At 62.8% G+C, this 19,374-nt stretch carries 23 protein-coding genes; 3 read left to right on the forward strand and 20 right to left on the reverse strand.

Annotated features, from left to right (window positions below; translation table 11 throughout):
* Positions 1-39: 39 nt before the first annotated feature.
* From RI444_RS15850 to RI444_RS15885, 8 genes are all read right to left on the reverse strand, one after another.
* Complete coding sequence (locus tag RI444_RS15850; RefSeq protein WP_207605707.1) at positions 40-930, reverse strand: tRNA pseudouridine synthase A; 891 nt, start codon at positions 928-930, stop codon at positions 40-42.
* 20 nt (positions 931-950) lie between these two features.
* Complete coding sequence (gene rplQ, locus RI444_RS15855) at positions 951-1,511, reverse strand: 50S ribosomal protein L17 (protein ID WP_031216566.1); 561 nt, start codon at positions 1,509-1,511, stop codon at positions 951-953.
* 66 nt (positions 1,512-1,577) lie between these two features.
* The gene (locus RI444_RS15860; RefSeq protein WP_021472436.1) at positions 1,578-2,588 is read right to left on the reverse strand and encodes a DNA-directed RNA polymerase subunit alpha; all 1,011 of its coding nucleotides are present in this window, start codon (positions 2,586-2,588) and stop codon (positions 1,578-1,580) included.
* A 137-nt stretch (positions 2,589-2,725) separates the two neighbouring features.
* Positions 2,726-3,127, reverse strand: a complete 402-nt coding sequence (gene rpsK, locus RI444_RS15865; RefSeq protein WP_021472435.1) for a 30S ribosomal protein S11 — start codon at positions 3,125-3,127, stop codon at positions 2,726-2,728.
* A 51-nt stretch (positions 3,128-3,178) separates the two neighbouring features.
* Entirely contained in the window at positions 3,179-3,556 is a 378-nt protein-coding gene (gene rpsM / locus RI444_RS15870; protein WP_021472434.1) for a 30S ribosomal protein S13, read from the reverse strand.
* Between the two features lie 193 nt (positions 3,557-3,749).
* Entirely contained in the window at positions 3,750-3,863 is a 114-nt protein-coding gene (gene rpmJ, locus RI444_RS15875; RefSeq protein ID WP_011775570.1) for a 50S ribosomal protein L36, read from the reverse strand.
* A 70-nt stretch (positions 3,864-3,933) separates the two neighbouring features.
* A complete protein-coding gene (gene infA, locus RI444_RS15880; RefSeq protein WP_011775571.1) occupies positions 3,934-4,155 on the reverse strand; it encodes a translation initiation factor IF-1 in 222 nt (73 codons plus the stop codon).
* Positions 4,156-4,350: 195 nt separating this feature from the next.
* Positions 4,351-5,283 carry a P1 family peptidase gene (locus RI444_RS15885; protein ID WP_207605706.1) on the reverse strand — a complete coding sequence of 311 codons (933 nt, stop codon included), beginning with the start codon at positions 5,281-5,283 and terminating at the stop codon, positions 4,351-4,353.
* A gap of 224 nt (positions 5,284-5,507) precedes the next feature.
* On the opposite strand from RI444_RS15885, the gene RI444_RS15890 reads away from it, so the two are divergent.
* The 3 genes from RI444_RS15890 to RI444_RS15900 are packed head-to-tail and all read left to right on the forward strand — an operon-like array spanning position 5,508 to position 8,751.
* Positions 5,508-6,410: a carbohydrate ABC transporter permease gene (locus RI444_RS15890; RefSeq protein ID WP_207605705.1), complete on the forward strand. Its 903-nt coding sequence runs from the start codon at positions 5,508-5,510 to the stop codon at positions 6,408-6,410.
* Positions 6,407-7,351: a carbohydrate ABC transporter permease gene (locus tag RI444_RS15895; protein ID WP_207605704.1), complete on the forward strand. Its 945-nt coding sequence runs from the start codon at positions 6,407-6,409 to the stop codon at positions 7,349-7,351. Before RI444_RS15890 ends, RI444_RS15895 begins: the two co-directional genes overlap by 4 nt.
* 53 nt (positions 7,352-7,404) lie before the next feature.
* On the forward strand, positions 7,405-8,751 hold the full coding sequence (locus RI444_RS15900; RefSeq protein ID WP_207605703.1) for an ABC transporter substrate-binding protein: 1,347 nt from the start codon (positions 7,405-7,407) through the stop codon (positions 8,749-8,751).
* 102 nt (positions 8,752-8,853) lie between these two features.
* On the opposite strand, the gene map is transcribed toward RI444_RS15900, so the two are convergent.
* From map to rplR, 12 genes are all read right to left on the reverse strand, one after another.
* Complete coding sequence (map, locus tag RI444_RS15905) at positions 8,854-9,681, reverse strand: type I methionyl aminopeptidase (protein WP_069695777.1); 828 nt, start codon at positions 9,679-9,681, stop codon at positions 8,854-8,856.
* A gap of 31 nt (positions 9,682-9,712) precedes the next feature.
* Complete coding sequence (locus tag RI444_RS15910; RefSeq protein WP_168529457.1) at positions 9,713-10,624, reverse strand: NAD-dependent epimerase/dehydratase family protein; 912 nt, start codon at positions 10,622-10,624, stop codon at positions 9,713-9,715.
* The gene (locus tag RI444_RS15915; protein WP_207605702.1) at positions 10,621-12,393 is read right to left on the reverse strand and encodes a class I adenylate-forming enzyme family protein; all 1,773 of its coding nucleotides are present in this window, start codon (positions 12,391-12,393) and stop codon (positions 10,621-10,623) included. The genes RI444_RS15910 and RI444_RS15915 overlap by 4 nt, the downstream gene beginning before the upstream one ends.
* The gene (locus RI444_RS15920; RefSeq protein ID WP_207605701.1) at positions 12,383-13,564 is read right to left on the reverse strand and encodes a cytochrome P450; all 1,182 of its coding nucleotides are present in this window, start codon (positions 13,562-13,564) and stop codon (positions 12,383-12,385) included. Before RI444_RS15920 ends, RI444_RS15915 begins: the two co-directional genes overlap by 11 nt.
* Positions 13,565-13,566: 2 nt before the next feature.
* Positions 13,567-14,370, reverse strand: coding sequence for a glycosyltransferase (locus RI444_RS15925; RefSeq protein WP_207605700.1), 804 nt, complete (start codon positions 14,368-14,370; stop codon positions 13,567-13,569).
* Positions 14,367-15,422 carry a 3-oxoacyl-ACP synthase III family protein gene (locus RI444_RS15930; protein ID WP_069695781.1) on the reverse strand — a complete coding sequence of 352 codons (1,056 nt, stop codon included), beginning with the start codon at positions 15,420-15,422 and terminating at the stop codon, positions 14,367-14,369. Before RI444_RS15930 ends, RI444_RS15925 begins: the two co-directional genes overlap by 4 nt.
* Positions 15,423-15,533: 111 nt before the next feature.
* On the reverse strand, positions 15,534-16,103 hold the full coding sequence (locus tag RI444_RS15935) for an adenylate kinase (RefSeq protein ID WP_021472423.1): 570 nt from the start codon (positions 16,101-16,103) through the stop codon (positions 15,534-15,536).
* Positions 16,104-16,108: 5 nt separating this feature from the next.
* Entirely contained in the window at positions 16,109-17,419 is a 1,311-nt protein-coding gene (gene secY / locus RI444_RS15940) for a preprotein translocase subunit SecY (RefSeq protein WP_031216558.1), read from the reverse strand.
* A gap of 188 nt (positions 17,420-17,607) precedes the next feature.
* Positions 17,608-18,078, reverse strand: a complete 471-nt coding sequence (gene rplO, locus RI444_RS15945; protein ID WP_207605699.1) for a 50S ribosomal protein L15 — start codon at positions 18,076-18,078, stop codon at positions 17,608-17,610.
* The gene (gene rpmD, locus RI444_RS15950) at positions 18,078-18,284 is read right to left on the reverse strand and encodes a 50S ribosomal protein L30 (RefSeq protein WP_003803757.1); all 207 of its coding nucleotides are present in this window, start codon (positions 18,282-18,284) and stop codon (positions 18,078-18,080) included. Before rpmD ends, rplO begins: the two co-directional genes overlap by 1 nt.
* A gap of 2 nt (positions 18,285-18,286) precedes the next feature.
* Positions 18,287-18,958, reverse strand: coding sequence for a 30S ribosomal protein S5 (gene rpsE, locus RI444_RS15955; protein ID WP_170828566.1), 672 nt, complete (start codon positions 18,956-18,958; stop codon positions 18,287-18,289).
* Between the two features lie 29 nt (positions 18,959-18,987).
* A complete protein-coding gene (rplR, locus tag RI444_RS15960; protein ID WP_021472419.1) occupies positions 18,988-19,371 on the reverse strand; it encodes a 50S ribosomal protein L18 in 384 nt (127 codons plus the stop codon).
* Positions 19,372-19,374: the final 3 nt, after the last annotated feature.

Here is a 19,374-nt window from a genome sequence, read left to right on the forward strand (position 1 = left end):
TCCTCCAACGCACAGGTCCAGAAAGCAGCAACAAAGGAACTACTCCCGTCGGGCCCGCGTCAGCTCAGCCCGCGCAAGCAGCTCGTCATCCGAGGGGTAGGCGACTTCTTCGAGAACCAACGGGTGCGGCGCAGCGAGCAGGGACTTCGGATCACGCGCCCGCTCCAAAAGGCGTTCGTGCAGCCATGCCGGAGGCTCAAGTCCCTCCCCCACGCGCAACGTGGATCCCACAAGGGACCGCACCATGTTGTGGCAGAAAGCATCGGCCTGCACCGTGGCAACGATGACGCCGTCCGCACCCCGTGAGAAGGAGAACTGTTGCAGCTCGCGGATGGTAGTAGCTCCCTCGCGCGGCTTGCAGTAGGAGCGAAAGTCCTGCAACCCCAGCAACAGCGACGCACCGGAATTCATGAGGTCAACATCCAGCGGAGCCTTGTGCCACAACGTGATCCCTCTCAGCACCGGATCCCAACGTTGGGTTCCGTCAGCAACCCGGTAACTATAACGGCGCCACAAGGCAGAAAAACGGGCATCGAAGCCGGAAGGCGCCAACCCGGCGTCGTGCACTTCGATGGCACCGGTCAGGTCACCGAGCACGCGGCTCAACGCACCGCGAAGGCGACGCCGCAGCGAAACCGCGGGGTCGACGTCGTGACCGCGGGTCAACCCCAGCCACTCGGCGGACGTGAAGTCGATGTGAACTACCTGTCCGCGGGCGTGGACACCTGCGTCCGTGCGCCCGGCCACCGTGACCCGCACGGGCCTGCGCACCAGGAGGGCCAGTGCCTCCTCCAGCGCGCCCTGGACTGTCAGCAGCCCGGGCTGGACCGCCCATCCGCTAAACGGTCCACCGTCGTAGGACAGGTCCATCCGGATACGCAAAAACCCGCCGCCCTCCGAAACGGGGGCAGCGGGTTTTTGTTCGTTCATAGACTCAAGTCTACTGAAATTTACTTCTTGTCCTCATCGGCCGGAGCCTCTTCGGTCTGAGCTTCTTCAGTCTCGGCAGCTTCAGCGGCCGGAGCCTCTTCAGCCTCGGGGGCCTCAGCAGCTTCGGTCTCAACAACCTCTTCCTCAGCAGGAGCTTCGGCAGCCGGAGCGGCCTTGGCAGCGGCAGCGGTTGCTTCAGCAACTACAGCCTGCTTGGGGGAAACGGGCTCGAGAACCAGTTCGATGACAGCCATGGGAGCGTTGTCGCCCTTGCGGTTGCCGATCTTGGTGATACGGGTGTAGCCACCGTCACGGTTGGCAACAGCGCCGGCGATGTCAGTGAACAGCTCGTGGACGATGCCCTTGTCGCTGATCAGGCCGAGGACACGGCGGCGGGAAGCGAGGTCGCCACGCTTGGCGAAGGTGACCAGACGCTCTGCGTACGGCTTGAGGCGCTTGGCCTTGGTAACCGTGGTGGTGATGCGCTTGTGCTCGAAGAGCGCTGCTGCCAGGTTCGCGAGCATCAGGCGCTCGTGAGCCGGGCCGCCTCCGAGGCGCGGACCCTTAGTGGGGGTAGGCATAGTTATTTCTCCTGTTGTGTAAGCCGGCCGGGTCCATCACTGGACCCGTCGACCAAGATCTGCTTTTTAGAGCTCGTCGTCGCTGAACGCGGCGTCGTCCTCTTCGATGGCTGCGGCGCGGGCTGCGAGATCGAAACCGGGAGGGGAATCCTTGAGGGACAGACCCAGTTCGACGAGCTTTGCCTTGACCTCGTCAATGGACTTCGCACCGAAGTTACGGATGTCCATCAGGTCAGCCTCGGAGCGGGCAACGAGTTCACCCACGGTGTGGATGCCCTCACGCTTGAGGCAGTTGTAGGAACGGACCGTGAGGTCCAGATCCTCGATCGGCAGAGCCATGTCAGCTGCCAGGGCAGCGTCAGTCGGCGACGGGCCAATCTCGATACCTTCAGCTGCGGTGTTCAGCTCACGGGCCAGACCGAACAGTTCCACCAGGGTGGTGCCTGCAGAAGCAACAGCGTCACGCGGAGCGATAGCCTGCTTGGTCTCGACGTCGACAATGAGCTTGTCGAAGTCGGTGCGCTGCTCAACACGGGTAGCTTCCACGCGGAAAGTTACCTTCAAGACAGGCGAGTAGATCGAATCGACCGGGATACGGCCGATCTCGGAATCGCCGGACTTGTTCTGAGCTGCCGAAACGTAGCCACGGCCGCGCTCGATGGTCAGTTCGAGTTCGAACTTGCCCTTCGAGTTCAGAGTGGCAATGTGCAGATCCGGGTTGTGGAATTCGACGCCGGCCGGCGGAGCGATGTCCGCGGCGGTGACGACTCCGGGGCCCTGCTTGCGCAGGTACGCAACAACCGGCTCATCGTGCTCGGAGGAAACCGAAAGGTTCTTGATGTTCAGGATGATCTCGGTGACATCTTCCTTGACACCCGGAACCGTGGTGAACTCGTGCAGCACGCCATCGATCCGGATGCTGGTTACAGCAGCACCGGGGATGGAGGAGAGCAGGGTACGGCGGAGGGAGTTTCCGAGGGTGTAACCGAAGCCCGGCTCCAGCGGTTCAATAATGAAACGGGAGCGGTTCTCGGCTACAACTTCTTCGGACAGGGTGGGGCGCTGTGCAATGAGCACTTAGGTTTCCTTTCGGCGAGCATCCGCTATATGACGCAACACAGGTGGTGGAAATCGGCTTCGGTTTCCAGCCTGACCAGCCGGACCATGCTTGTGGATTCACAAGCAGGCCCGGCCGTCAGGCAGGTGCAACCTAATTAGACGCGGCGGCGCTTCGGCGGGCGGCAACCGTTGTGGGCGCTGGGGGTGACGTCCTGGATGGAGCCAACCTCGAGGCCAGCAGCCTGAAGCGAACGGATTGCGGTTTCGCGTCCCGAACCCGGGCCCTTGACGAAAACGTCAACCTTGCGCAGACCGTGCTCCTGAGCGCGCTTTGCAGCAGCTTCAGCAGCCATCTGGGCGGCGAACGGGGTGGACTTACGGGAGCCCTTGAATCCAACCTCACCGGCGGAAGCCCAGGAGATCACAGCACCGGTCGGGTCCGTGATGGACACGATGGTGTTGTTGAAGGTGCTCTTGATGTGCGCCTGTCCAAGCGCAATATTCTTCTTATCCTTGCGACGCGGCTTACGAACCGCTCCACGAGTCTTCGGGGGCATTATTTCTCCTACAGAAAGTTATCGGGGGAAAACCAGGTCAATCCCGAGGGATTAACGTCCGGCCTTCTTCTTGCCGGCGACGGTGCGCTTCGGTCCCTTGCGGGTACGAGCGTTGGTCTTCGTACGCTGACCGCGTACGGGCAGGCCCTTGCGGTGGCGCAGGCCTTCGTAGCTGCCGATCTCAACCTTGCGGCGGATGTCAGCGGCTACCTCGCGGCGAAGGTCACCCTCAACCTTGTAGTTGCCTTCAATGTAGTCACGCAGCTGGACCAGCTCGGCGTCGGTCAGGTCCTTGACGCGGACGTCAGGGCTGATGCCGGTGGCAGCCAGGGTTTCGTGTGCACGGGTCTTGCCCACGCCGTAGATGTAAGTAAGCGCAATTTCCAACCGCTTTTCGCGGGGAATGTCTACGCCAGCGAGACGAGCCATAGTGGCGGTACTCCTTGAATAAACCGGAGGTCGTAGGCAGTACACCCGCACTGTCAGTGCGGCCCCAGCCTCCGACCGGGGGTACGCTGTCCGGGCTCTGTAAAGCGTCCCGGCTCAGCTTGTGCTGCCTTTATTTACTTGCGTGGGTAGCAACCCAGGTTTGCCCTCGCGGGCGCTGATTCCCTTGGGGGAATTAGCCCTGGCGCTGCTTGTGGCGCGGGTTCTCGCAGATCACCATGACCCGGCCGTTACGGCGGATCACTTTGCACTTGTCGCAGATCTGCTTGACGCTCGGCTTGACCTTCATGGCGTTCCTTTGCGTGTTTTGCAGTTGATCTGCTGGAGCGGCCCAGGCATAGCCTCAGTCGCCCAGCAATTTACTTGTAGCGGTAGACGATACGACCACGTGTGAGGTCGTATGGGCTCAGCTCCACCACTACGCGGTCCTCGGGGAGGATTCGAATGTAGTGCTGACGCATCTTCCCAGAGATGTGTGCGAGAACGACGTGCTTGTTGGTGAGCTCAACACGAAACATCGCGTTGGGCAGCGCCTCAGTCACAACGCCCTCGATCTCAATGACCCCGTCCTTCTTGGCCATATCCTCCGCTAACTGTTGTTTGCCGCAGTCCTCCGGTTAGGCACCGGCGATCCAGCGGACGTTTTTTGTTTGCTTTGGTCTTCTTCGAACCACCACACCAAAAAGGGCGTGGCTGTACAGACAACCAACAGACAACTTTACGCCACAAAGGCGGGAAAGTTAAATCCGCCATGGTAGCGCAACAACTCCGGCGCGTCACTCCCCGGCGGCGCGGTACGCGGGGAAGGTGCCGGCCGCCGTCGTGATGCCTTCGGCCGCAAGGATGCCATCAAGGACTGCCAGCCGGACAGCTTCCGCCGCTGCGCTTTGCAGCGTGATCAGCGAAACCTGCCGCGCCTGTTCGGTACTGCGGTCAAGCCCGACGGCGCCGGTCGCCAGCGCGAACACAGTGTCGCCGTCGGCGAGGGTGTGGGAGGGGTCCACGGCGCGCGCGAGCCCGGCATGTCCGCTGTTGGCTGTCCGCTTGCACTCGGCGACGTCCAGGACCGCATTCGTCGCAATGACGACGAGCGTGGTGTTCAGCCCGCCCTGGTGGCCCTGCACAACCGGGCCTGCCCCCACCGGCGCGCCCAAAGCATTGACCACCGCCAAGGCACCAACCACGACTCCCCCATCCAGCGTGATCGACGCCGTCCCCACGCCGCCTTTGTACTGTCCGCGGGCAACTACGGCTCCGGTGCCGGCGCCAACATTTCCACGCCCGACGCCAGCATGGTCGCCCGAGGCGAAAGCTGCGGCAGCTGCCTGGTAGCCCATGTCCGCGTCGGGCCGGGCATGGACGTCACCGCCGCGCCCGAGGTCGAAGATCGCCGCGGCGGGAACGATTGGCACCACGGTGCCCGGGACGGAGAATCCCCTCCCTTGTTCCTCGCACCAACGCTGCGCCCCATGCGCCGACACGAGCCCGAACGCGCTCCCACCGGTGAGGACTACGGCATCCACTGTGGGCACGAGTGTGGTGGGATCCAAGGCGTCAGTCTCGTGCGTGCCGGGTCCACCACCACGCACGTCCACCGAACCCACGGTTCCCGGAGGCGGAAGAACCACAGTCACGCCGGTCAGCCACCCGTCGCCGATCTTTTGTACCTGCCCTACGCGGATGCCGGGAACGTCGGTTATCTGATCCATGGCTCCATTCTCCACCCGCACCGCCGCGCTCCAACTGGTAGCCCGACCTCACGTAAGAACACTGAGGGAACTATCCGTAAACAGGCCCGTAAAAGTTAGCCAACTATCGCTTGAATGTCCCCGTTTGGCTCACTGCGGGCTATTCGCTGTGGTGAGCTAGGGCTGTCTCCGCCGCCCCGGTCCGGGCCCGGCACTAAAAATTCGCCTCACAACGTAAGTGATCCATGACTACCCGACTCGTAACCAACTGGTCCGGCCGCAGCCGCAAGGATTTCGTCGTATTCCTTGCCATGGCATTGCCGAACCTGGCCCTGATCGCCACCTTCACCTACTGGCCGCTCATCAACAACATCTACTACTCCACGCTGGACTGGACGCTCGGTTCGGCCTCGGCCACAGTGGTGGGCCTGCAGAACTACGTCACGTTTTTCACCGGCGAGGACGCGCCGAAGGTCCTGGGCGCCACGGCGGTCTTCACGGTCGTCACAGTGGGTGGCTCCATGGTCCTGGGGCTGCTTGTCGCTCTGGCGCTGAATTCCAAAGTCAGGGGCACCACGTTTGCCCGGTCGGTGGTCTTCGCACCGTACGTGCTCTCCGGCGTCGGCGTCGGATTGGTATGGCTTTTCATCTTCGACCCCGGCTATGGCGTCCTGGCGTGGATCCTCCGCGGCCTGGGGCAACAGAGCCCGCAGTGGATGAACGATCCGCAGTTGTCATTGGTGATGGTCATGATCGTCTACGTGTGGAAGAACCTGGGCTACTGCGCCGTGGTCTACCTCGCCGGGCTGCAGTCCCTGCCACGGGACGTCATGGAAGCCGCTGCACTGGACGGCGCCAACAACGTGCGCCGGTTCTTCAACATCTCAGTTCCCCTGCTGTCCCCCACCACGTTCTTCCTGCTGATCACCACCATGCTCAGTTCCCTGCAGGCCTTCGACCTGATCCGCATCATGACGCCACTCGGAAACGGGACCAGCACTTTGATTTACGAGGCCTACCTCCAGGCGTTCGGTGCCTACAACCGGGCCGGCTACTCGGCAGCAATCTCCGTGGTGCTCTTCGCCGTCCTCCTGGTCATTACGGTCCTCCAACTGCGCTTCGTTGAGCGAAAGGTCCACTACTCATGAGCGCCCAGTCTCCCGCCGTCGTCGTGCCTTCCAACGAACCGCAGTGCCACGATCCGCAGCCCGACCAGCCGCGACCCCACGAGCCGCAGCCCGTGCCCCGGCCGTTGTCCAGGACGAACCTAATCCAAACGCTCGCCGCCGGCTACGTCCCGCTGGTCCTCACCACGTTGGTGGTGTTCCTGCCCCTGTTGTGGATGGTGCTCAGCTCCTTCAAGCAACCCGGCGAGATCGTCACAACCGACCTGAAGATCCTTCCGGACTCGTTGAACCTGGAGAACTACGCCACGGCAATGACCACGGTCCCCTTTGCGCAGTTCTTCGCCAACAGCCTGGTCGTTACCACCGTCGGCTCCACCATCAAGGTGGTCCTTGCCATCCTGACTGCCTACGCCCTGGTGTTCGTCCGGTTCCCGTTCAAGAACGTGATCTTCGTGCTGATCCTGGTGGCCCTAATGGTCCCGGCCCAAGTGTCCATCCTGCCCAACTACATCCTGGTCGCAGGCATGGGCGGAAAGAACACCCTGTGGGGCATCATCCTTCCGGGCCTGGGAACGGCGTTCGGAACGTTCCTTCTCCGCCAGCACTTCCTGACCCTTCCGCCGTCCATCCTTGAAGCCGCAGAAATCGACGGCGCCGGGCATTGGCGGCGGCTGTGGCAAATCATCGTTCCGGTATCCCTGCCCTCTGTGGCCACCGTTGCCCTGGTGACCGTGGTCAGTGAATGGAATGACTACATCTGGCCACTCATCATCACCGATCGACCGGAAACCATGACGCTGCCGGTAGGCCTCACCCTGCTCCAAAACTCCGAAGGAAACGGCGCCGGCTGGGGAATCCTCATGGCGGGCGCCGTTCTGGTGATCGTCCCCATCCTGCTGGTTTTCGCCGCACTGCAGCGCTACATCGTCGCTGGCCTCACCCAAGGCAGCGTCACAGGCTGACATTCTCCAGCCACACCAATTCGCATCGTAGAAAGTAAGTGAGAGGAAGCACCATGCGCACCAACCTTGACCGTCGGCATTTCCTTGGCCTCGCAGGCCTGGGTGCCGGGGCCGCGGCATTAACTGCCTGCGGCGGGCCATCCACCGCGGGTCCGGGGACCGCCGTCGAATCTGCTGCCGTCGACTTCACCAACGTCAAGCCGGCCGCCTCGTTCGATTTCTGGACCAACCACCCGGGCAAGTCCCAGGACGTAGAAAAGGCCATCATCAGCAAGTTCCAGGCAAAGTTCCCCGACATCAAGGTGAACCTGGTGACCGCAGGCGCCAACTATGAGGAAATTGCGCAGAAGTTCCAGACGTCCCAAGCCGCCAAGACCGGACTTCCCGGCTTGGTTGTCCTCTCCGATGTGTGGTGGTTCCGCTACTTCTCCAACGGCAGCATCATCCCGATCGACAATCTGGTGAAGCACCTGGACATCCAGCTCGACGACTTCCAGAAGTCCCTGGTTGACGACTACAAGTACGACAACCAGCAGTGGGCCCTGCCATACGGCCGCTCCACCCCGCTTTTCTACTACAACAAAGACCACTTCAAGGCCGCAGGCCTTCCCGACCGGGCTCCGGCAACGTGGCAGGAATTCGCCGAGTGGGCTCCCAAACTGAAAGCCTCCTCCGGCGCGCAGTACGCCTACATTTATCCCGCGCTGGCCGGCTACGCGGGCTGGACCTTGCAGAACAACCTCTGGGGCTGGGGCGGCAACTGGTCCAAGGACTGGGAGATCACGTGCGATTCGGACAAGTCGGTTGCCGCTCTGCAGTGGGCCCAGGACTCGATCTACAAGGACGGTTGGGCAGGCGTTTCCTCCAAGGAGGCCGCGGACGACTTCGCCGCCGGCATCACCTCGGCAACCATTTCCTCCACGGGCTCCCTGCTCGGCGTCCTGAAAGCAGCGAAGTTCAACGTGGGAGTCGGCTTCCTGCCGGGCGGTCCCGAGGCAACCGCCGGAGTCTGCCCTACCGGTGGCGCCGGGCTGGGCATCCCGAGCGGTATCAGCAAAGAGGAGCAGCTCGCCGCCGCGACGTTCCTCAAGTTCATGACGGAGCCGGAAAACACGGCCGCCTTCTCGGCGGCAACGGGTTACATGCCCACGCGCCTGTCCGCCGACATGTCAGCTGTCCTGGCCGCCACGCCGCAGATCAAAACGGCCATGGACCAGCTCGCCGTTACCCGTGTCCAGGACAACGCCCGGGTGTTCCTTCCCGGCGCCGACCAGGAAATGGCCAAGGCGGCAGCCAAGATCCTCACCCAGCAGGGTGACGTCAAAGCAACGATGACCGAGTTGAAGAAGACGCTCGAGGGCATCTACACAAAGGACGTCAAGCCCAAGCTGAAGGGCTGAAACCCTTGGGAAAAGGAAGTGCGGGGCTGCATGGGCAGCCCCGCACTTCCTTTTGACTCTTTGTTATGGCAACGCCAGGCCGGTTGACACCAGCAGGGAAGGTCAGGGGATGGGTACCGGCACGACGCCGAGCGGCGCAAGGTTGGCTGCCCCGCCGTCCGGTGAGGACAGGACCCAAATGCCCTTTTCATGGACGGCAACGGAGTGCTCCCACTGGCACGAGCGCTTGCCGTCGGTGGTGACTACGGTCCAGTCGTCATCCAGGGTCGCCGTTTCAATGCCTCCGCGCACCAGCATCGGTTCGATGGCCAGGCACAGGCCGGGCCGGATCTTAGGGCCACGGTGGCTGGTGCGGTAGTTCAGGACATCCGGGGCCATGTGCATCTCGGAACCAATCCCGTGGCCGACGTAATCCTCAAGGATCCCGAGGGGCTTGCCCGGCACTGAGGACACGTAGTCATCGATCGCATTGCCGATGTCTCCCACGAACTTGCCCTTGGCCAGACCGGCGATGCCGTGCCACATGGCGGCCTCGGTGACATCGGAAAGCCGCTGGTCCTCGGGGTCAGCGGTTCCAACGATTACGGTGCGGGCCGAGTCCGAGTGCCATCCGTCCACGATGCAGCCGCCGTCGATCGAGATGATGTCCCCGTCTTCCAGGACCCTGTTGCCGGGGATTCCATGGACGACTTCCTCGTTGACCGAGGTGCAGATGGTTGCCGGGAAGCCGTGGTATCCGAGGAAGTTGGACTTGGCGCCGGCATCGTTCAGGACGGCAGCAAAGACGTCGTCGAGGTCCTTGGTGGTGACACCTGCCTTGGCTGCTGCAACCGCTGCGTCAAGGGCGCGGCTGAGGACCAGTCCTGCCTCGTGCATCTTGCGCATCTGCTGGTTGGACTTGTATTCAATGCGGGGCTGACCGAACGCCATGTTCTCCTCTGGATGTTCCCACGAGCGCCGATCAGGCCCCGTGCTCCAACCATTTTCGCGCATCCGAGAGCGTGGTCGAAATTGGTTCGACCCCAAGCCCCTCGCGAAGCCTGTCCAAGCAATAGGTCCGCTCCCGCCCGAGTTGGCTCACGGCATAGCGGGTCAGCCGCGGCGGAGTCCCCGTTGCCATGGCAGCAGCTTCGGAAAAGCCGGCCACGGCCATCGCCACGGCCCCCGGAATATACCGGATGCCCGTGTGCGGGTGGCCCGTCACGTCAAGGACCTCACGCAGTATTGAACCGAGCTCCACAGGCTCCGCATCGGCCACATTTACGGCACCGCGGAGTTCGGACCCGCAGGCTGCAAGCGCGGCGGTAGTCAGGTTGTCGATATGCGTCAGTTGATGCCTCACGGTGGGACCCCCGACGCTGAGGAGCCGTCCGCGCCGGATGTTGCCGATGAGCCGTGGCAACAGCGTCCGGTCGCCTTGGCCGTAGACTCCGTGTGGCCGGAGGGACAAGGCGTTGCCGTGCTTGCGTGCTTCGATGTCGGCCAGCGCCTTGCTGCGCCCGTAGGCGTTCAGGTGCTTGGACGCGACCTCTTCCTCAACGCGGTTCACGCAGGACTCCCACCACGGGTAGACGCTGGAACTTGAGATATGGACCAGGCGCGTCCGCGCATAGGCCTCGCTGAGGGCCCGCGTCCCCAGGACATTGACCCGGTGAAAGATCCGGGGGTCGCCCCAGTCCGCGACGTGGGCACCAGCATGCACGACGGCGTCAACCTCCGGCAGGCGCGCTGGCGGACGGTCCGCGAGGTCCCAGTATGCGTAGCCCGGGTCCCGGCGACGCGCGAACCTTACAACGTCCCATCCCTTGTCTTCAGCGGCCCGGGCGATCGCTCTTCCGACGAAACCCGTGGCACCCGTGACGGCGATCTTCATGCCGGGCCCACCAGGGCCGCTGCGTCTGTAACCGCTCCGAACTGCTGCCTGAGCGCTTCACGATCCGGCTTCCGGTGCCGCCCGCTGACCGGCATATTGTCCAGGACTTCGATGCGGTCCGGGAGTGCCGATTCGTCGATGAGTCGCGGTAGCTCCTGCCCGAGCCGGGCCTTCAGGGCCGCCGCCGACTGACCGGCCCGCGGCACAACCGCCAGCCACACCGACTCGTCACCGATGCCGTCCGGAACTCCTACCATCGCCGCTTCAGCGACACCCGCCACGCCGGCGATGACGGGTTCATACAGAGCGGGGTAGATGTTGGTCTTGCCCCGGATGATCATGTCCTTCTTGCGTCCGATCATCACCAGCCGTGGCCGCGCCCCGGAGCTGGTGGACGCACCCCGTGCCCCCGAGCTGATGGGCGCGCCCCGTGCCCCCGCCCCGTAGTCGAGCCTCACCAAGTCTCCCGTCGCGTGTTCGATCATTGGGTTCTGGCCCAAATAGCCGTGGCACATGTTGGGCCCGCGGGCGAACAGTTCGTGGTCCTCACCGAGGCGGATTTCGACGGCGGGCAGCGGTTCCCCGAGGAAGTCGCCCTCACCACGACCATCCTGGGTGAGGTGCCCGGCGTCAGCTCCCGAGGCGAAGGCAAGCTTCTCCCTGCCGTCCGCTATGGCTATGGGCAGAAGCTCGGTCATTCCGTAAATGAGCTTGAAGTCCACATCGGGCAAGACCCGCATGGCCCGCTCCAGGAAAGGTGCCAGAACGGGGGCCGCTCCCAACATCACAGTTCCCAAGGTCTTCGGAAGCGTAACCTCCCCACGCTCAATCCCGTCGAGGATGGGCGCCAGCTGCGACGGCACCAGGAAAAGGTGAGTGGCGCCGTCGTACGTTGACCTTTTCCCGGCGACCGGCCCAAGTTCGCCGGCCAACCGAAGGGGGTCGATGTGCGCCGAAAAGCCGTACGAGGGCATGGTCCAGTGAGCCCCGGCGATCAGGGCCGGCAGGCCCATCATGAGCTGCTCCGAATGGATACGGTCCCCGTCGCTGAAGGTGCACTTGGTGCTCAACTGCTGAAAACCGGCAGCCAAGGAACCGCGCGTATGGACAACACCCTTCGGTGCTCCCGTGGTTCCGGAGGTGAAGATGATCACCGCTTCCTGGGCGGGATGGTGCCCGGGCTGTCCCTGGGTGGTGCCAGTAGTCAGGGGTCGTCTCAGCGTCTTCACCGGGGTAGCTCCCCGGGGCACCCCCGGCATCCAAGGTCCCGAATAGTAGTGGCGGACGTCCATCGCGCCGTAATCCGGCAGGAGCAGGCCACGCCGACGCGCCAGGGGGCGGAGGGGACTCCTGGTACTCACTGCGTAGAGAAGCGATTCGGCAGCCGCCCAACCCGGCGCGGCCAGCTCCGCCCTGTCCCGGAACAACGAAGGACCGATGCCGGGGTCAATGAACACCACCGACCCACCGGCCCGGACGGCACCCAACGCGAGGATGAACGCGGCCGGACTCGGCCTGACCGAGAAGAGCATCCTTTCACCCTTGCCAAAGCCGTCGGCCTGCAGGCGCACCGACGTTGCTTCGATGCCTTCCATCAGCTGCCTGTAGGTGATGGTTGGACCGGGCCTCACTGACACCTTGCCGCCGGGCCGACGCCTGGTCCTGCCCGGAGCTGTGATGGCGGGATTGTCCGGGACACGTTCAGCCGCCGCGTAGACGGCGGCAATGAGGTCAGGGCTGTCCTGCCCGCCGGTGATTTCAGAGGGCATTGGCGAGCTCCAGCTTCCGGTAGCCCGGAATCAGCACACGCGTGCTGACGGCCCGGGAAGCGATGACCCACGGCCTCTGCGCAAATCTGTCCAGGAGAACCTCCAAGGTTGCAGTGATCTCCGCCATGGCCAGCGGCATGCCGATGCAGAAGTGTGGTCCTGCCCCGAACCACAACTGGCGCGCTTGCGCCGGGATGGGTTCCCCCGGGTTGAAACCACCCAGGCTCTTGGCAGCATGGATGGTGGACAACAGGATCCGGTCCCCGGTGCGCACAACCGTTCCTCCGATGTTCCCGGGGGCAACGGCGTTTCGCAGCATCATGGGCGACGGCACCGTGAACCTCAACGACTCGTTCACTGCTGCCCCCATCCCCGACCTGTCCGCAACCAGTTCCTCAATGCGTCCGGTATCGGCAAGCAACGCCACCAGCCGGGGCACGAATGACACGAGCGTTTCCGTTCCCACCATCACGAAGGCACTGATGATACCCATCGCTTCGTCTTCGCTCATGCCCAGCCCGCGGAGCCGGCCCGGGAAGGTTGCAGGGTCTCCGTCGCGGTAGGCGCTTCGGGCAGGTCCTGCGAGAACCTCGACGGCGGCCCTCCCCTTGGCAGCCTGCTCCGGCGTCAGGGTTGGGCGACCTAAACGAACCAAGGATGAGATGGAGGACCCTAAATTGAAGAGTTCCTTATTCGGCAGTCTGCCCGGAGCATGTTCCGGAACGCCCAGCAACCGTGAGATGACGCCGCCCGCCAGTTCCTTGACGCAGTCCACCAGGTCCACCCGTCCCGGCCCGTCCAGGTCATGCTCAACGCGGGCCTTCAACGCAACGGATGCCGGTTGGACGATTTCCGCCACCGAGGCCGGAGTGAACAAGTCAGCGAGCTTCCGCCTTAGCTCGCGATGCTCTGCACCGTCCATGTTGACCAGTGCCTTCGGGCCGACGACCGGTGTCCAAAGCCCTCCGGAGGCAGAGGGCCCGTTCTTGACGAAGCGTTCACCGTCCAACAGCACATCACGCACCAACCGTGCTTCGCTGACCAGGACACCCAGCCCCGGGATCCTCATCACCGGTTTCACGGCGCCCAGCGATCGGATGGTCGGGTACAGCAAGGGATGCGCTCCGAGGTGGACGCGCCGTTCCCAGCGTTCAGCGGTTGCAACTGACATGGCTACCGAATGTCCACGTGCTCGGGACGGTAACGGTGGTCCGCGTACCAAGCCAGCGTGTTCTTCAAGCCCCACGATTTGACCCGCCGGGAGGACCCGTAGACCACGACGTCCCTCCGCAGCCCGTAATTGCGTGTCAACTTCCGGACGCGGTTGGACAGTGCCCTGTCCTCGTGGAGGTCCTCGATCCTGGTCCGCGGGAATCCCCCGGAGCGGTGATACATATCCGCGGTGATCGCCATGTTGCAGCCCGGAAGCATTTGGTAGGGGCCCAAATAGCCCTCTCCCTTGTTGCCGGGCCTGATCTTTCCGAAGAACGAGGCCACCTCCACGGCCACCAGCATCAAACGACGATCCCGCGCAGTGATGCCTTCGTCCTGCCGGGGAATCAGCTGCCCGGCAATCAGTTCCAAGCCATCGTGGAAGGCCGCCATGATCCGGGCCGTCCAATCCTTGGCAGCAAGGCAATCCGCGTCCGTGCGGGCCAACCATGTGGCACCGTGTTCGACTCCGAACCGCATACCCGTATCGGCAGCTGCGCCTGTGCCCTTCTCCGTTTCATGGATCAGCCTGATGTCCATGACAGGGTGCTCACTGGCGAAGGCTTCCACGATGGCGCAGCTGGCGTCGGTGGATCCGTTATCCACCACAACCACTGTGAAGTCCTGATAGTCCTGCGCAGCGAGCGAATCCAAGGCCTGGCGGACAAGCTTCTCTTCGTTGAGCATCGGCACTGCGATGCACAGCGGCCTGGTAGCGGAATCGCTGTGCAACCCTGTTCCGGCTCCTGCTGACGAGCGGTTCATAGCCGCACCACCGCGATGCCCAGGCTGACGCCGCCGGCCAGGCCTACCAGGGCAACCAGGTCTCCCGGACCACATCGTCCACCATCCAGGGCGAGCTTCAACTGCAACGGAAGACTAACGGAGGCCAAGTTGCCGAACTCTTCCACTGCCGGGACCAACAGGTCGCGCGGCACTCCCGCACGCTCTGCAAAGATCTCCCGGTAGGGCGCGCTGACTTGGTGGACACAGACCACCGCGAAGTCTTGCCAGTTCAGCTTGAGGGCCTCCAAGGTCTCTCCCAGGACATCGGAGCCCAAGTCCAGGAAGGCGTCCTTCAGCTTCTCCCCGTCCATGGTGAAATAGCTGGCTTCGGGATCACGGGGAAACGCAGATCCACCTGCGGCCAAGGTCCCGACCGGCCAGTGGATGCTCTTTGCAGTGAAGGCCATGCCAAGAATGCCCTCGGCTGCCGGGCTTGAAGCCTCACTGTCAGCAATAGCGCCTTCGGAAGCTTCGAGCAGGACGGCCGCGCCGCCGTCGCTCATGGTGTAACCGGGGAAGCTGGACGCGAAAGTCGCGAAATCAGGAACCGACCACCGGACCGCCCGCGAGGGCGACTCCCCCGTCACCACCAGAACCCGACCGTAACGGCGGGAGGCAATCAGGGAATCAGCCACTTCCAGTCCGTTCAGGAAACTGTTGCAGGCGTTCTTGACGTCCATCACCGGGCAGCTGAGCCCAAGCTTTGCGGCGGCAATATGGGCTGTTGCGGGCTCCACCATGTCCTGGCTCGCGGAGGCAAACACCAGAAGGTCAACATCCGGGGCCTGGAGCCCGCAACTGGCCAGGACCTTGGCTGCTGCGTTGACGGCAAGATCTGATGCCTGCTCCGACTCGGCCATCACACTACGGGACCGTATGCCTGTGACGCGGGAAATCAAACCCTTGGGAATCCGGAAGCCCGGGCTCGACTCGACAATGCGCTGCTCGACGGCATTCGTGTCAAGACGTGCAGGAGGCACATAGACTTCCAGACCCGCAATCCGGCTCCTGCCGGACATGACTGTGTGCATGCGCTTCCCCCAAAGACGGCCATGAAAAGGAAAAAGGGTGTGTCCCGCACTCATCGTACGGGACACACCCTTTGGCACATGAGCCGGAACACCGGCTATGTGGAGAAAGTGCTAGACAGCCTTGGCAGCTTCAATGGCGGTCAGGACGCGGTCAGTGACCTCGTCGATTCCACCAATGCCGTCAACCTGGGTCAGGATGCCGCGCTCGGCGTACTTGGCCACGACGGCCTCAGTCTGCTCGTGGTAGAGGTCGAGGCGGTGGCGGATGACGGCTTCATTGTCGTCAGACCGGCCGGTCTCCTTGGCACGGCCGAGGAGGCGGCTGACCAGTTCCTCGTCGTCGGCAGTCAGCTGGAGCACGACGTCGAGCTCCTGCTGGGTCTCGGCGAGGATGTTGTCCAGGTAGTCCACCTGTGCCGTGGTGCGGGGGTAGCCGTCCAGGAGGAAGCCGTTCTCGACGTCGCTCTCGCTCAGACGGTCCCGAACCATCTTGTTGGTGACGCTGTCCGGTACGAAGTCACCGGCGTCCATGTACTTCTTGGCCTCCAGGCCAAGGGGGGTCTCTCCCTTGACGTTGGCACGGAAAATGTCGCCAGTGGAGATGGCGACTACGCCGAGGCGCGCGGAAATCCGTTCAGCCTGCGTACCCTTGCCCGAACCCGGAGGTCCAATGATCAGCATTCTCGTCATCGCAAAAGCCCTTCATAGTGACGTTGTTGTAGCTGCGCATCAATCTGCTTCACGGTTTCCAAGCCGACACCCACCATAATCAGGATTGACGTGCCACCGAACGGGAAGTTCTGGTTGGCGTTGATCAGGACGAGTGCAACCAGCGGAATGAGTGCCACGAAGCCCAGGTAAAGAGCTCCCGGCAAAGTAATCCTGGAAAGCACGTACTGCAGGTAATCCGCGGTCGGTTTACCCGCCCGGATGCCCGGAATGAATCCCCCGTACTTCTTCATGTTGTCCGACACTTCTTCAGGGTTGAAGGTGATGGCCACGTAGAAGTAGGTGAAAAACACGATCATGGCGAAGTAGAGAGCCATGTAGATGGGGTGGTCGCCCTTGGTGAGGTTGTTGTTGATCCACTCAACCCAGGGGGCCATCTGCTCTCCCGCCTGCGGCTGGTTGAACTGTGCAATCAGGCCAGGCAGGTACAGCATGGAGGACGCGAAGATGACGGGCACGACGCCGGCCATGTTCACCTTGATGGGAATGTAGGTGCTGGTCCCGCCGACAGTGCGGCGGCCAATCATGCGCTTGGCGTATTGCACCGGGACGCGCCTCTGGGACTGTTCGACGAACACCACCAGCGCCACCGTGACCAGGCCGATGGCAAGGACGATGAAGAAGGTTCCGGGGCCCTGCGCGGTCCAGATGGCACCCAGCGACTGCGGGAAGCCTGCAGCGATCGAGGTGAAGATGAGCAGCGACATGCCGTTGCCCACGCCCTTCTCCGTCACGAGCTCGCCCATCCACATGATGAGTCCGGTGCCTGCGGTCAACGTGATGATGATGAGGATCGTGGTGATGATGCTCTCATCAGGGATGATCGGCAGGTTGCAGCCGGGCAGCAACTGGCCGGAACGGGCCAGGGATACCAGGGTGGTGGCATTGAGCAGACCCAGCGCGATGGTGAGATACCGGGTGTACTGCGTCAGTTTCGATTGGCCGGAGGAACCTTCCTCGTACAACTGCTGGAACCGGGGAATGACCACCCGAAGCAGCTGAACGATGATGCTCGCCGTAATGTACGGCATAATACCGAGCGCAAAGATGGAAACCTGCAGCAAGGCACCGCCGCTGAACAGGTTCACCAGCTGGTAGATGCCCTGCGAGGTGTCACCGGTGTCTAAGCATTGCTGGACATTCTGGTAGTTCACACCAGGCGAGGGGATGAAAGCTCCCAAGCGGAAGATTGTGATGATTCCCAGCGTGAACAACAACTTGCGTCGCAAATCGGGCGTCCGAAACGCCCGGCCGAATGCGCTTAGCAAGCGTCCTCCTGAGGTAAAGGTACAAGGATGTAGATGGGGTTAAGGAAACCCAACAATCGAGTCTAGCTGCTACGGACGCCGTCAGAATAATCGAGAGTCCACAACCAACAAAAAAATCCCGGTACACAGGGCCTCAGGCCCCGCGTACCGGGATTTTTTCTTACTGCGGGCAAGAGCCCCACGGGGTCTTAGAGAACCGTGGTGCTTCCGCCTGCTGCAGCGATCTTGTCAGCAGCGCTGGAAGAGAAAGCGTGGGCGGTGACGTCAACCTTGACGGTGATGTCGCCGGCGCCCAGCACCTTCACGGGCTGGTTCTTACGAACGGCACCCTTCTCAACCAGGGACTCAACGGTGACAGCGCCACCTTCCGGGAACAGCTCGTTGAGCTTCTCCAGGTTGACAACCTGGAACTCAACCCGGAACGGGTTCTTGAAGCCGCGCAGCTTCGGCAGGCGCATGTGCAGCGGCAACTGGCCGCCGGCAAAGCCAGCCTTGACCTGGTAGCGGGCCTTCGTACCCTTGGTACCGCGACCGGCAGTCTTACCCTTGGAGCCTTCACCACGACCAACACGGGTCTTGGAAGTCTTGGCACCGGGGGCAGGACGCAGGTGGTGGACCTTCAGAGCGTTCTGCTTTTCAGCGGTCTCGTTCTCGGCCATTACTTCGCCTCCTCTACATTCACGAGGTGCGGAACCGTGTTGAGCATGCCAACGGTCACGGCGTCAGCGGTACGGACAACGGTGTGTCCGATGCGCTTGAGGCCGAGGGACCGAAGGGTGTCGCGCTGGTTCTGCTTGGCGCCAATGACGCCCTTGATCTGGGTGATTTCCAACTTGGCGTCGGAAGGAGTCAGGTTCTTAGCCATGACTAGACACCTGCCTTCTGGTTCTGGAGCGCACGCACCAGGGCAACCGGAGCAACCTCGTCCAGCGGCAGGCCACGGCGGGCAGCCACGGAAGCGGGCTCTTCGAGCTGCTTCAGGGCGTCAACGGTCGCGTGAACGATGTTGATCGCGTTGGAGGAACCGAGCGACTTGGAGAGGATGTCGTGGATACCCACGCACTCCAGTACCGCACGGACCGGACCACCGGCGATAACACCGGTACCGGCGGAAGCCGGACGCAGCAGGACAACGCCTGCAGCAGCCTCACCCTGCACGCGGTGCGGGATGGTGTTGCCAACGCGGGGAACGCGGAAGAAGGACTTCTTGGCCTCTTCAACGCCCTTGGCGATAGCAGCGGGAACTTCCTTGGCCTTGCCGTAGCCGACGCCAACCATGCCGTTACCGTCACCGACGACGACGAGAGCGGTGAAGCTGAAGCGACGACCACCCTTGACGACCTTGGCAACGCGGTTGATGGTTACAACACGCTCTACGAACTGGCTCTTCTCAGCGTCGCGACCGCCGTCGCGGCCACCACGGCCACCACGGTCGCCGCGGCCCTGGCCACGCTCGCCGCGCTCACCACGACGTCCGCCGCGGCGGTCGTCGGTAGCGGGTGCGGTCTCAGTTGCTTCAGCAGCTACAGCTTCAGTCACCTGAATGTCCTTTTCGTTGTTTTCAGCGGTCACAGTGCCAGCCCACCTTCGCGAGCACCGTCAGCGACGGCGGCGATGCGGCCGTGGTACTTGTTACCGCCACGGTCGAAGACAACAGCTTCGATGCCTGCAGCCTTTGCGCGCTCTGCAACGAGCTCGCCAACGCGCTTGGCCTTGGCAGTCTTGTCGCCTTCGAGTGCACGCAGGTCAGCTTCCAGGGTGGAAGCCGAAGCCACGGTTACGCCCTTGCTGTCATCGACAACCTGAACGAATACGTGACGTGCCGAACGGTTGACGACCAGACGAGGACGTACGGCCGTACCGGCGATGCGCTTGCGGATACGAAGCTGGCGACGGCTGCGTGCAGCAGACTTGCTCTTGTTCGAACGCTTCTTGTTAATTGCGATGGCCATGGT

The organism is Paenarthrobacter sp. AT5, assembly GCF_032764245.1.
Lineage (GTDB): Bacteria > Actinomycetota > Actinomycetes > Actinomycetales > Micrococcaceae > Arthrobacter > Arthrobacter ureafaciens.